Source organism: Mycolicibacterium iranicum (assembly GCF_014190915.1).
Taxonomy (GTDB): Bacteria; Actinomycetota; Actinomycetes; order Mycobacteriales; family Mycobacteriaceae; genus Mycobacterium; species Mycobacterium iranicum_B.
Map to the genome: position 1 here is coordinate 362,997 of NZ_JACHVU010000004.1, position 11,870 is coordinate 374,866.

The 11,870-nt window shown below is 69.6% G+C and carries 10 protein-coding genes; 8 read left to right on the forward strand and 2 right to left on the reverse strand.

The window, feature by feature from the left end:
• Window positions 1–91: 91 nt before the first annotated feature.
• Window positions 92–940, reverse strand: coding sequence for an LLM class F420-dependent oxidoreductase (locus tag FHR72_RS12085; RefSeq protein WP_183468198.1), 849 nt, complete (start codon window positions 938–940; stop codon window positions 92–94).
• A gap of 201 nt (window positions 941–1,141) precedes the next feature.
• On the opposite strand from FHR72_RS12085, the gene sfnG reads away from it, so the two are divergent.
• From sfnG to FHR72_RS12125, 8 genes are all read left to right on the forward strand, one after another.
• On the forward strand, window positions 1,142–2,272 hold the full coding sequence (gene sfnG, locus FHR72_RS12090) for a dimethylsulfone monooxygenase SfnG (RefSeq protein ID WP_183468199.1): 1,131 nt from the start codon (window positions 1,142–1,144) through the stop codon (window positions 2,270–2,272).
• A 165-nt stretch (window positions 2,273–2,437) separates the two neighbouring features.
• Window positions 2,438–3,349: a DUF5336 domain-containing protein gene (locus FHR72_RS12095; protein WP_183468200.1), complete on the forward strand. Its 912-nt coding sequence runs from the start codon at window positions 2,438–2,440 to the stop codon at window positions 3,347–3,349.
• A gap of 60 nt (window positions 3,350–3,409) precedes the next feature.
• Window positions 3,410–4,867, forward strand: coding sequence for a cell division protein PerM (locus FHR72_RS12100; RefSeq protein WP_183468201.1), 1,458 nt, complete (start codon window positions 3,410–3,412; stop codon window positions 4,865–4,867).
• 10 nt (window positions 4,868–4,877) lie between these two features.
• A complete protein-coding gene (gene purN, locus FHR72_RS12105) occupies window positions 4,878–5,507 on the forward strand; it encodes a phosphoribosylglycinamide formyltransferase (RefSeq protein ID WP_183468202.1) in 630 nt (209 codons plus the stop codon).
• Window positions 5,504–7,084 carry a bifunctional phosphoribosylaminoimidazolecarboxamide formyltransferase/IMP cyclohydrolase gene (gene purH, locus FHR72_RS12110; protein ID WP_183468203.1) on the forward strand — a complete coding sequence of 527 codons (1,581 nt, stop codon included), beginning with the start codon at window positions 5,504–5,506 and terminating at the stop codon, window positions 7,082–7,084. Before purN ends, purH begins: the two co-directional genes overlap by 4 nt.
• A 19-nt stretch (window positions 7,085–7,103) precedes the next feature.
• Complete coding sequence (locus tag FHR72_RS12115) at window positions 7,104–7,766, forward strand: hypothetical protein (protein ID WP_221193480.1); 663 nt, start codon at window positions 7,104–7,106, stop codon at window positions 7,764–7,766.
• A gap of 90 nt (window positions 7,767–7,856) precedes the next feature.
• The gene (locus FHR72_RS12120) at window positions 7,857–9,248 is read left to right on the forward strand and encodes a sigma 54-interacting transcriptional regulator (RefSeq protein WP_183468205.1); all 1,392 of its coding nucleotides are present in this window, start codon (window positions 7,857–7,859) and stop codon (window positions 9,246–9,248) included.
• A gap of 39 nt (window positions 9,249–9,287) precedes the next feature.
• Window positions 9,288–11,267 (forward strand): VWA domain-containing protein, encoded by a 1,980-nt coding sequence (locus FHR72_RS12125; protein WP_183468206.1) that lies wholly within the window; start codon window positions 9,288–9,290, stop codon window positions 11,265–11,267.
• 4 nt (window positions 11,268–11,271) lie between these two features.
• Here the strand turns inward: FHR72_RS12125 and FHR72_RS12130 are convergent, their stop codons facing one another.
• Window positions 11,272–11,853, reverse strand: coding sequence for a DUF1707 SHOCT-like domain-containing protein (locus FHR72_RS12130; protein WP_183468207.1), 582 nt, complete (start codon window positions 11,851–11,853; stop codon window positions 11,272–11,274).
• Between the last annotated feature and the right edge of the window lie 17 nt (window positions 11,854–11,870).

Consider the following 11,870-nt stretch of genomic DNA (forward strand, 5'->3'; position numbering starts at 1 on the left):
GACCCCGTCGAGTGCATCGGGGCCAGCGCAGGCGGCGGTCTCCTCGTGTAGGCCTCGAAATCCGGATCCCGCGGGGGCCCCCGTGCGCCGATTACGCCAGCGCGCCGAGCTTCCCGGCGAGGCGCTCGACGTAGCCCGCGACCTCTGATTCGGACTTGTCGGGCAGTCCGAACAGGACCTCCGTCACGCCGAGTTCGCGCCAGTGCGCCAGCTTGTCGGCGTCGGGCTTGAAATCCAGCGCGACGATCTGCGGGGCACCGTCGCGTCCCGCGGCGGCCCACGTGTCCTGTAGCAGCTTCACCGGTTCGTCGATATCGAAGTCGCGTGGCGTGGTGATCCAGCCATCGGCCGACTTGGCGATCCACTTGAAGTTCTTCTCAGTGCCTGCGGCGCCGACCAGGATCGGAATGTGGGACTGGACGGGCTTGGGCCACGCCCACGACGGCCCGAACTTGACGAACTCGCCGTCGTACTCGGCCTCTTCCTGCGTCCAGAGTGCCCGCATCGCCTCCAGGTACTCGCGGAGCATGGTGCGCCGGCGCCCGGGGGGCACGTTGTGGTCGGCGAGCTCGTCGGTGTTCCAGCCGAACCCGACGCCCAGCGACACGCGCCCGCCGGAGAGGTGGTCGAGGGTGGCGATCGACTTGGCCAGCGTGATGCAGTCGTGTTCGACGGGCAGCGCCACCGCAGTGGACAGCCGCACGCGCGACGTGACGGCCGCGGCCGTGCCCAGCGACACCCAGGGGTCCAGGGTGCGCATGTAGCGGTCGTCGGGCAGCGATTCGTCGCCGGTGGTGGGGTGGGCGGCCTGCCGCTTGATCGGGATATGCGTGTGCTCAGGCACGTAGAACGTCTCGAACCCGTGCTCGTCGGCCAGCTTGGCGGCAGCCGCGGGTGCGATTCCACGGTCGGAGGTGAACAGGACCAACCCATAGTTCATACCGGAATTAGAACGTGTTCCAATCCGCGGCCGCAAGTGGGGTACCTGCAGGCCTGCACGAACGGGGGCGGGGATCGGGGCGACGGCCGATCATGACGCCCGATCGTGACGGCCGGACACGCGCCCGCGGATGAGCCGCGTTTCCTTCATCGCGATCCATACCCATGACCGCGCCGCCCCGCGCCGGTTGCATGGCTGACCATGACGACCGAACGCATCGCCGACCACGTCTCGTTCGCCTACTGGGTGCCCAATGTCAGTGGGGGACTGGTGACCAGCGACATCGAGCAGCGCACCGACTGGAACTACGAGTACAACAAGAAACTCGCGCAGACCGCGGAGAACAACGGGTTCGAGTACGCGCTGTCACAGGTGCGCTACGAGGCCAGCTACGGCGCCGAGTACCAGCACGAATCCACCAGCTTCAGCCTGGCCCTGCTGCTGGCCACCGAGCGGTTGAAGGTGATCGCCGCGGTGCATCCGGGGCTCTGGCAGCCCGCCGTTCTGGCCAAACTGGGGGCGACCGCCGACCAGCTGTCGGGTGGGCGCTTCGCGGTGAACGTGGTGTCGGGGTGGTTCAAGGACGAATTCACCCACCTCGGGGAGCCGTGGCTCGAACACGACGAGCGCTACCGGCGCAGCGCCGAATTCCTGCAGGTGCTGCGCAAGATCTGGACCGAGGACGATGTCGATTTCCGCGGCGACTTCTACCGCATCCACGACTTCACGCTGAAGCCCAAACCGGTGAACACGCCGCAGCGGCCCAACCCCGAGATCTTCCAGGGCGGCAATTCCACGGCAGCGCGACGCAACGGCGGCTATCACGCGGACTGGTACTTCTCGAACGGCAAGGACTACGACGGGCTGACCGAGCAGGTCGTCGAGGTGCGCGACCACGCCCGCGATGCCGGCCGCGAGGTCAAGTTCGGGCTGAACGGCTTCATCATCGCCAGGGATACCGAGAAGGAGGCGAAAGACGTGCTGCGCGAGATCGTCGCCAAGGCCAACCGGCCGGCGGTCGAGGGCTTCCGCTCGGCCGTGCAGCAGGCCGGCAACTCGACCTCCGACAAGCGCGGGATGTGGGCCGACTCCTCGTTCGAGGACCTCGTCCAGTACAACGACGGGTTCCGCACCCAGTTGATCGGTACGCCCGAGCAGATCGCCGAACGCATCGCGGCCTACCGCAGGCGCGGCGTCGACCTCATTCTCGGCGGGTTCCTGCACTTCCAGGAGGAGATCGAGTACTTCGGCGCGAGGGTGCTGCCGCTGGTGCGCGAGATCGAGGACGCCGAGCGCGACTCGGCCGACGCACCGGTGCTCGCCTCGGCATGACGCGTGCGGTGCAGCGCACTGCAGGCCGTGGGCGTGACGGGGGCACTCCTGGGTGCGCTAGCGTGGTTGATCGAATCGCTCAGGCGGCTACATCACCGTCGCCGGACACCGCCGTCATCTCCGACGGCCCCGCCGGTTCCGATGCCCGCAAGCACAGGAGAGGTCATGTCGTACCCACAAGGCGCGCCCGGAGGCTCCGGCTTCCCGCCCGCTCAGCAACCGACCACCCAGTTCAGCGCGCCGACTCAGCAATTCAGCAAGGTCTCCGACGCCGACCCGACGGCCGACGGCCCGAGCAAGCTGCCGCTGTACCTCAGCGTGGGGACGGCCGTGCTGGGGCTGCTGGTCTACCTGTCGAGCTTCGGCCCGCAGTTCGTGGTCTCGGCCGCCGACAGCGCCGCCGCCGCCCAGCTGGGCAGCATGACCGTGTGGACGCTCGTCGTCGTGATCGCCGCCCTGGTCGCCGCGCTGCTGGCCGCCGTCAGCCTGTTGCCCAAGCAGGCCAACTACACCGCCGTCGCCGCAGTGGCGGCCGTCGTGGGGTTCCTGATCGTCCTCGCGGTGGTGATCTCCACGCCCAGCAATGTCTCGATCGACTGGGGCCTGTACCTCGTCATCGCGTTCTCGCTGCTGCAGGCCGCCGTCGCGGTGGTCGTGCTGCTGTTCGACTCGGGCATCATCACCCCGCCCCAGCCGCGCCCCAAGTACGACCAGCATCAGCAGTACGGGCAGTACCCCGGCGCCTACTACGGGCAGGCGCCCGGCCAGCACGGCGGACCGCAGCACCAGCAGGGTCCGCAGCAGCAGCGGCCCGGGTACCCCACCCCGTACGGCGGCGGTGGCTACCCCGGTTCCGGCCAGACGACCGGCGGATTCCCCGGCTCCGGCCAGACCACGGGCGGCTTCCCGGCCGCATCGCCGACGGGGCAGCCGACCGGTCAACAGTCCGGTCCGCCGACGCCGCCCACCGGCTTCCCGACCTACGGTCAGCCGCCGGCGAGCAACTCGCCGACCACCCAGACCCCGACGCAACACCAGGGGCCGTCTTCCTCGCAGTCCGGTCAGTCCCCGTCGTAGTCTGAGCCGCGCGTGCGCGAACGTCGCGCGCCCGAGCGTCTGCGAGGAGCGGCCAAACCCGTGAGCACCCGGCCAGTCGGTACACGCCAGGCGCGTGAACTGCTGCGGGTCGCGTTCGGGCCGTCCGTGGTCGCGCTGGTGATCATCGCCGCAGTCGTGCTGCTGCAGCTGGTCATCGCCAACAGCGACATGACAGGAGCGCTCGGCGCCATCGCCAGCATGTGGCTGGGGGTGCACCAGGTCCCGGTGTCGATCGCCGGCAGCGCCCTCGGCACCATGCCGCTGCTGCCGGTGCTGTTGATGGTGTACGGCACGGCTCGCACGACCGCGGCTGCGACGACCAGTACGTCCTGGTTCGTGACCCGGTGGGTGGTCGCCTCGGCGCTGGGCGGACCGGTGCTCATCGCCGCGATCTGCCTGGCGGTCATCCACGACGCGGCGTCGGTGCTCACCGACCTGCAGACCCCCGACGCGCTACGGGCCTTCGGCGGGGTGTTCGTCGTCCACGCGATCGGCGCGCTCCTCGGTGTGAGCTCCCGCATGGGGCGCCGACTGCTGCGCGGATCACCACTGCCGCACTGGCTGCCCGACGCGTTCCGGGCCGCGGCGGCGGGTGTGCTCGCCCTGATGGGCCTGTCGGGCGCACTGGTCGCGGGGTCGCTGATCGTGCACTGGTCGACGATGCACGACCTGTTCTCGATCACGGATTCGATGTTCGGACAGTTCAGCCTGGCGGTGCTGTCGGTTCTCTATCTGCCCAACGTCATGGTCGGCACGGCCGCGGTGGCGGTCGGTTCCAGCGCCCATGTGGGTCTGGCGACGTTCTCGTCGTTCACGGTGTTCGGCGGCGACGTGCCGGCGCTTCCGGTGCTGGCGGCGGTTCCGACGCCGCCCCTGGGCCCGGTCTGGGTCGCGCTGCTGATCGCTGCGGCGGTGTCCGCGGTGGCGCTCGGTCAGCAGTGCGCGCGACGGGCACTGCCGATTGCGGCCGCACTGGGCAAGGTGGCGGTGGCGGCGGGGGTCGCGGCGGCGACCATGGCGCTGCTCGGCTATGCCGGCGGGGGCCCGCTCGGGAACTTCGGCGATGTGGGCGTCGACCAGACCACCTTCGGTCCGGCGGTGTTCCTGTGGTTCGCCGGCATCGGCGGCCTCACGGCGGTCATGTCGGGCGGTGTCGCGCCGCGGGTCCGCAGGCCCAAGCCCGCACCGGAACCCGACGACGACGACATCGCAGACGACATGGCAGACGCCGACGAGGCTTCTCCCGACGACGCTTTTCCCGACGAGGTCGGTGCGTCCCCCGTCGACGACGATCCGCTCGTCGGGGACGAGCCCACCACCCAGGAGATCCCGACCGGCGAACCGGAGCGGGACCGATCCGCGATCGTGTTCGACGGCGAGCCGGCCGTCGCCGAACGGACGTTCGTGGACAGCGCGCCGGCCGCGGATCTGGATCCCGAGGACCACTTCGTGGTGGACGACGACGGCACCGATGAGCACCGCCGCGGCGCCCACTAGGCTCTCCAGCGTGCAATCCGAGGTTCGTGTGCCCCCGAGCGCGCCGGCGCGCCTGGTGGTCCTGGCCTCCGGTGCCGGTTCCCTTCTTGCCTCCCTGCTGAAGTCGGCCGTCCGGGACTACCCCGCGCGGATCGTCGCCGTCGGCACCGACCGGGTGTGCGCGGCGCTCGACATCGCCGAGGGGGCTTCGGTGCCCACCTTCACCGTCGCGTTGACCGACCACCCGGACCGCGCCGCGTGGGACCGCGCGATCACCGAGGCCGCCGCCGCGCACCAGCCCGACCTCGTCGTCTCGGCGGGCTTCATGAAAATTCTTGGCCCCGAGTTCCTTTCACGATTCCCCGGGCGTGTGCTGAACACCCACCCGGCGCTGCTCCCTGCCTTCCCCGGGTCGCACGCGGTCCGCGAGGCGCTGGACTACGGGGTGCGGGTCACGGGCTGCACGGTGCATCTCGTGGACGCGGGGACCGACACTGGGCCCATCCTGGCCCAGCGGGCCCTTCCCGTGCTCGACGGCGACGACGAGTCGGCACTGCACGAACGGATCAAGGTGATCGAACGAGAGCTTCTGGTCGACGTGGTGGCCTCGGTGGCGACCCGCGGTGTGACCTGGACAGGACGAAAGGCGACCCTAGGATGAGCGACAACGATTTCCGGCGGCCCATCCGGCGCGCCCTGATCAGTGTCTACGACAAGTCCGGCCTGGTGCCGCTGGCGCAGGGTCTGCACGAGGCCGGAGTCGACATCGTCTCCACGGGGTCGACCGCCAAGAACATTGCCGCAGCCGGTATCCCGGTGACCCCGGTCGAGGACGTCACAGGCTTCCCCGAAGTTCTCGACGGCCGGGTCAAGACGCTGCACCCGCATGTCCACGCTGGACTGCTCGCCGATCAGCGCAAGCCCGAACATGTTGCGGCACTTGAGCAACTCGGCGTCGCGGCCTTCGAGCTCGTCGTCGTCAACCTCTACCCGTTCACCGAGACCGTGAACTCCGGTGCCGGCGAGGACGAGTGCGTGGAACAGATCGACATCGGCGGTCCGTCGATGGTGCGCGCCGCCGCCAAGAACCACCCGAGCGTCGCCGTCGTCGTCGACCCCCTCGGCTACGACGGCGTGCTGGCCGCGGTCCGCGGGGGTGGCTTCACCTATGCCGAGCGGAAGAAGTTGGCGTCGTTGGCGTTTCGGCACACCGCCGAGTACGACGTCGCCGTGGCGTCGTGGATGGGATCGGTACTGTCGCCCGAGGAGAATGCGGCTGCTGCCGGCGGGCTGCCCCCGTGGCTGGGGTCGACGTTCCGGCGCTCGGCCACCCTGCGCTACGGCGAGAACCCGCACCAGCAGGCCGCGCTCTACACCGATGACAGCTCCTGGCCGGGGCTCGCGCAGGCCGAGCAGTTGCACGGCAAGGAGATGTCGTACAACAACTACACCGATGCCGATGCCGCGTGGCGGGCCGCGTTCGATCACGAGGACACGTGCGTCGCAATCATCAAGCACGCCAACCCGTGCGGCATCGCCGTCTCGTCGCAGTCAGTCGCCGATGCCCACCGTAAAGCCCACGAGTGCGACCCGCTGTCGGCGTTCGGCGGCGTGATCGCCGCGAACACCACGGTCTCCGTCGAGATGGCCGAAACGGTCTCGGGCATCTTCACCGAGGTCATCATCGCCCCGGCGTACGAGCCGGGCGCCGTGGAGGTGCTGTCGGGAAAGAAGAACATCCGGGTGCTGGTGGCGGCGGAACCTCAGCTCGGCGGTGCGGAATTCCGGCAGATCAGCGGCGGCCTGCTGCTGCAGCAGCGCGACGCGCTCGACGCCTCCGGGGACGATCCGAACAACTGGACGCTGGCGACCGGCGACCCGGCAGACCCTGCGACACTGGCCGATCTCGTCTTCGCGTGGCGGACGTGCCGGGCGGTCAAGTCGAACGCGATCGTGATCGCCAAGGACGGCGCCACGGTGGGGGTGGGCATGGGTCAGGTCAACCGCGTCGACGCGGCGCGACTGGCCGTCGAACGGGCGGGCGAGCGTACCCGCGATGCGGTCGGCGCCTCCGACGCGTTCTTCCCGTTCCCCGACGGACTCGAGACCCTGATCAGGGCCGGGGTCAAGGCCGTCGTCCACCCCGGTGGATCGGTGCGTGACGACGAGGTGACCGCGGCGGCGCAGGCCGCTGGAATCACGTTGTACCTCACCGGCGCACGACATTTCGCGCACTAGACGGGTGAACGGGGTGAGCATGCGACGTCGCGCGGCGGTGGCAGTGGTCGGAGTCTCGGTCACGCTGGCCATGACGTCGTGCACCCGGGTGATCGACGATGCCCGGGTGGTGGCCGCCGAACCCGGGCAGGTGTTCGGGTCGGCCGCGTCGGAGCAGGAGTGCACGCCGGTCGACACCGAACTCGTCGACGTGCCCGCCCCGGCCGGTGCGTCGGGCGACACCGATCCGGTGCTCCGCATCCCTCAACCGCAAGGGTGGGAGAGGATCACGGCGCTGGACTCGGAGATGATCCGGTTCGTGATGCGCAACGACGGCCTCGAGTTCGACGGGGTGGCGCCGACCGCGGTGGTCACGCTGGAATCGCATCGCGGCGAGATCACACCGCCGGAGTTCTTCGACTCGCAGCGCCGGCAGGTGACGCAGCTCGGTGTCACCGACCTGACCCTCGAAGACACCACGCTGTGCGGTCTGCCCGCCGTCCGCGGCCACTACATGTCCCCGCTGATGGGTACGGCTGGGCCGCGGCGGGCCGAACTGCTCAGCGCCGTGATGTTCACCGAGGGCATGACCTACGGCGTGGCCGTCACGCTGCAGAGCGCCGACGAGGACGACCCGGCGTTCCGCAGCGACGCCCAGGAGATCCTCGACGGCTTCCAGATGCTGCCGCCGGGGAGCCGCTGAACCGCGGATCGGCGCGGTCGACATCCGCTGCGGGCGAAATCGCGCAGGGGGAACGGTGCCTAATCCAGCAAGCAGTCGTAGCTTGGAGAGGTGACTTCACCTAACGACCTTCCCCGCACCGTCGGCGAGCTGCGGGCTTCGGGGCACCGGGAACGCAGCGTCAAGGCCGAGATCCGGGAGAACCTGCTGGCCGCACTCGCCTCGGGGGCGCCCGTCGACGAGGTGTGGCCGGGCATCCTGGGTTTCGAGGACACCGTGCTGCCGCAGCTGGAGCGCGCCCTGATCGCGGGACACGACATCGTGCTGCTCGGCGAGCGTGGCCAGGGGAAGACGCGGCTGCTGCGTGGCCTGACCGGGATGCTCGACGAGTGGACGCCGGTCATCGCCGGAGCCGAACTCGGGGAACATCCCTACAGTCCGATCACCCCGGAGTCCATCCGCCGAGCGGCCGACTCCGGTGACGACCTTCCTGTGGCGTGGCGGCACCGCAGCGAGCGCTACACCGAGAAGCTCGCCACCCCCGACACGAGCGTCGCCGACCTGGTCGGCGACATCGACCCGATCAAGGTCGCCGAGGGGCGCAGCCTCGGCGACCCCGAGACGATCGCCTACGGTCTCATCCCCCGGGCACACCGCGGGATCGTCGCGGTCAACGAGCTTCCCGACCTCGCCGAGCGCATCCAGGTGGCGATGCTGAACGTGATGGAGGAACGCGACATCCAGGTGCGCGGCTACACGTTGCGCCTGCCACTGGACGTCCTCGTCGTCGCCAGCGCCAACCCCGAGGACTACACCAACCGCGGCCGCATCATCACCCCGCTGAAGGACCGCTTCGGTGCCGAGATCCGCACGCACTACCCGCAGGAACTCGACGCCGAGGTCGGCGTCATCGTGCAGGAGGCGCACCTGGCCGCAGAGGTTCCCGAGTACCTGCTGCAGATCCTGGCGCGGTTCGCCCGCAGCCTGCGCGAGTCCAGCTCCATCGACCAGCGCTCGGGGGTGTCGGCGCGGTTCGCGATCGCGGCCGCCGAGACCGTCGCCGCGTCGGCCCGGCACCGCGCCGCGGTTCTCAACGAGCAGGAGCCGGTCGCGCGCGTGGTGGACCTCGCCTCGATCGTCGACGTGCTGCGCGGCAAGCTGGAATTCGAATCCGGTGAGGAGGGGCGCGAACAGGCCATCCTGGAGCACCTGCTGCGCCGCTGCACGGCCGAGACCGCGCAGCGGTTGCTCGGTGGGATCGACGTCGGCCCCATCGTGACCGCGGTGGAGGGCGGCTCACCGGTGACCACCGGTGAACGGGTCTCGGCGCGTGACGTGCTCGCCGCACTTCCCGAGGTGCCCGCGGTCGCCGAGATCCAGAAGCGGCTCGGCGCGCAGTCCGAGGGCCAGCGCGCCGCGGCGATCGAATTGGCGCTCGAGGCGCTGTACCTGGCCAAGCGGATCGACAAGGTGTCGGATCAGGGCGAAACCGTCTATGGCTGACGCCGGTCGACACTCGAGCAGTGATGAGGGGTGCGGCAGTTGAGTAGGAAACTCTCGCGGTATTCGCGGTACACGGGCGGGCCCGACCCGCTGGCGCCTCCGGTCGATCTGCGTGAGGCGCTGGAGGCCATCGGCCAGGACGTCATGGAGGGCACCTCCCCGCGGCGTGCGCTGGCCGAGATGCTGCGGCGCGGCACGAAGAACATGCCGGGTGCCGACAAGCTCGCCGCCGAGGCCAACCGTCGTCGTCGAGAACTGTTGCAGCGCAACAACCTCGACGGGACACTCGCCGACATCAAGAAATTGCTCGACGAGGCGGTCCTGGCCGAGCGCAAGGAATTGGCGCGGGCGCTCGACGACGACGCCCGGTTCGGCGAGCTGCAACTCGAATCGCTCTCACCGTCGCCGGCCAAGGCGGTGCAGGAACTCTCGGAGTACGACTGGCGCTCACCGGAGGCGCGCGCGAAGTACGAGCAGATCAAGGATCTGCTCGGCCGCGAGATGCTCGACCAGCGGTTCGCGGGCATGAAGGAGGCGTTGGAGAACGCCACCGATGAGGACCGGCAGCGCGTCAACGAGATGCTCGACGACCTCAACGATCTGCTCGACAAGCACGCCAACGGCCAGGACACGCCGCAGGACTTCCAGGACTTCATGTCCAAGCACGGCCAGTTCTTCCCGGAGAATCCCCAGAACATCGACGAGTTGCTCGACTCGCTGGCCAAGCGTTCCGCCGCAGCGCAGCGGTTCCGCAACAGCCTCAGCGAGCAGCAGCGCGCCGAACTGGATTCGTTGGCGCAGCAGGCTTTCGGATCGCCGTCGTTGATGAACGCGCTGAACCGTCTCGACGCGCACCTGCAGTCGGCCCGCCCCGGGGAGGACTGGTCGGGTTCGCAACGGTTCTCCGGCGACGATCCGCTCGGCATGGGCGAGGGAGCCCAGGCGCTGGCCGACATCGGCGAGCTCGAACAGCTCGCCGAGCAGCTGTCACAGAGCTATTCGGGCGCGTCGATGGACGACGTCGACCTCGACATGCTGGCCCGCCAGCTGGGTGAGGACTCCGCGGTGGATGCCCGTACCCTGGCCGAGTTGGAGCGGGCGCTGATGAACCAGGGCTTCCTCGACCGCGGATCGGACGGGCAGTGGCGGTTGTCGCCGAAGGCGATGCGCCAGCTCGGTCAGGCGGCGTTGCGTGATGTCGCGCAACAGCTTTCGGGTCGCCACGGCGAGCGCGACACCCGCAGGGCCGGTGCGGCCGGTGAGCTGACGGGCGCGACCCGGCCGTGGCAGTTCGGCGACACCGAGCCGTGGAACGTGACGCGGACCCTGACGAACGCCGTGCTGCGGGAGGCCGGCGTCAGCAAGGACCGTCCGGGCTCGCGGCTCCAGATCACGGTCGACGACGTGGAGGTCTCCGAGACCGAGACCCGCACACAGGCTGCGGTGGCCCTGCTGGTCGACACCTCGTTCTCGATGGTGATGGAGAACCGGTGGCTGCCGATGAAACGCACAGCGCTGGCCCTCAATCACCTCGTCAGCACGCGCTTCCGCTCGGACGCCCTGCAGATCGTCGCGTTCGGTCGCTACGCGCGCACGGTGACCGCCGCCGAGCTGACGGGGCTGGAGGGCGTTTACGAGCAGGGCACCAACCTGCACCACGCGCTGGCGCTGGCCACCCGTCACCTCCGGCGTCACCCGAATGCGCAGCCGGTGATCCTCGTCGTCACCGACGGCGAGCCCACGGCCCACCTCGAGGATTTCGACGGGGACGGGCGGTCGTCGGTGTTCTTCGACTACCCGCCGCACCCCAGAACGATCGCGCACACCGTGCGGGGCTTCGACGAGGTGGCCCGGTTGGGAGCGCAGGTGACGATCTTCCGGCTCGGCAGCGATCCGGGGCTGGCGCGGTTCATCGACCAGGTCGCGCGGCGGGTCGGAGGCCGAGTCGTGGTGCCCGACCTCGACGGCCTGGGTGCGGCGGTGGTGGGCGACTACCTGAGCGCCAAGAGGCGGCGCTAGGGGATCACGCGGCGGGCTTGCGCTTCTTGCGCTTGACGGTGACGCTGCCCCACAGCGAGAAGCCGCCGATGCGCACCAGCGGGGCGCCGGGTGAGCCCTCGCCGTCGACGCTGCTGTCGAAGGTACCCATGACCGCGACGCCGTGCAGGTCCACGTTGACCTCGGGAGGCAACAGGATCGTCTGGCCGCCCATGATCGAGTACACGTGGATGTCGACCTCGGGCGAGGTGAAGTCGGCGTAGCGCAGATCCACCACGCCCCCGCCCCAGAACGCGAACGTGGTCAGCCGGCGAGGCACGTTCCAGCGTCCGCGACGCTCGTAGCCGCTCAAGATCGCCAGCAGCATGCTCGACGGGGCGGGCCGGCACGGGCCGCCGCGGCCACGGGTCACCGCGCCGGGTAGGTCGGCGGACAGGCGGTCGAGTTCGTCGTGGGTCTGTGCCGCATACGCCCTGTTCAGGCGGGTCTCATACTCCTTGAGTTCGAGCTTGCCCGATGCGGCGGCATCGGTGAGTAGCTGGGCTACCTGAATGCGGTCGGTGTCCCCAGCCCGCATCGACCCGCTCCGAAAGGCGGGGGTGCTCATCGTTCCCCACTGCGTGT

Excerpts from the sequence above, each read along its gene's own strand:
- purH (WP_183468203.1), top strand. The coding sequence starts at position 5,504 with ATGAGCGACAACGATTTCCGGCGGCCCATCCGGCGCGCCCTGATCAGT.
- sfnG (WP_183468199.1), top strand. The coding sequence starts at position 1,142 with ATGACGACCGAACGCATCGCCGACCACGTCTCGTTCGCCTACTGGGTG.
- FHR72_RS12085 (WP_183468198.1), bottom strand. The coding sequence starts at position 940 with ATGAACTATGGGTTGGTCCTGTTCACCTCCGACCGTGGAATCGCACCC.
- FHR72_RS12095 (WP_183468200.1), top strand. The coding sequence starts at position 2,438 with ATGTCGTACCCACAAGGCGCGCCCGGAGGCTCCGGCTTCCCGCCCGCT.
- FHR72_RS12130 (WP_183468207.1), bottom strand. The coding sequence starts at position 11,853 with ATGAGCACCCCCGCCTTTCGGAGCGGGTCGATGCGGGCTGGGGACACC.
- FHR72_RS12115 (WP_221193480.1), top strand. The coding sequence starts at position 7,104 with ATGCGACGTCGCGCGGCGGTGGCAGTGGTCGGAGTCTCGGTCACGCTG.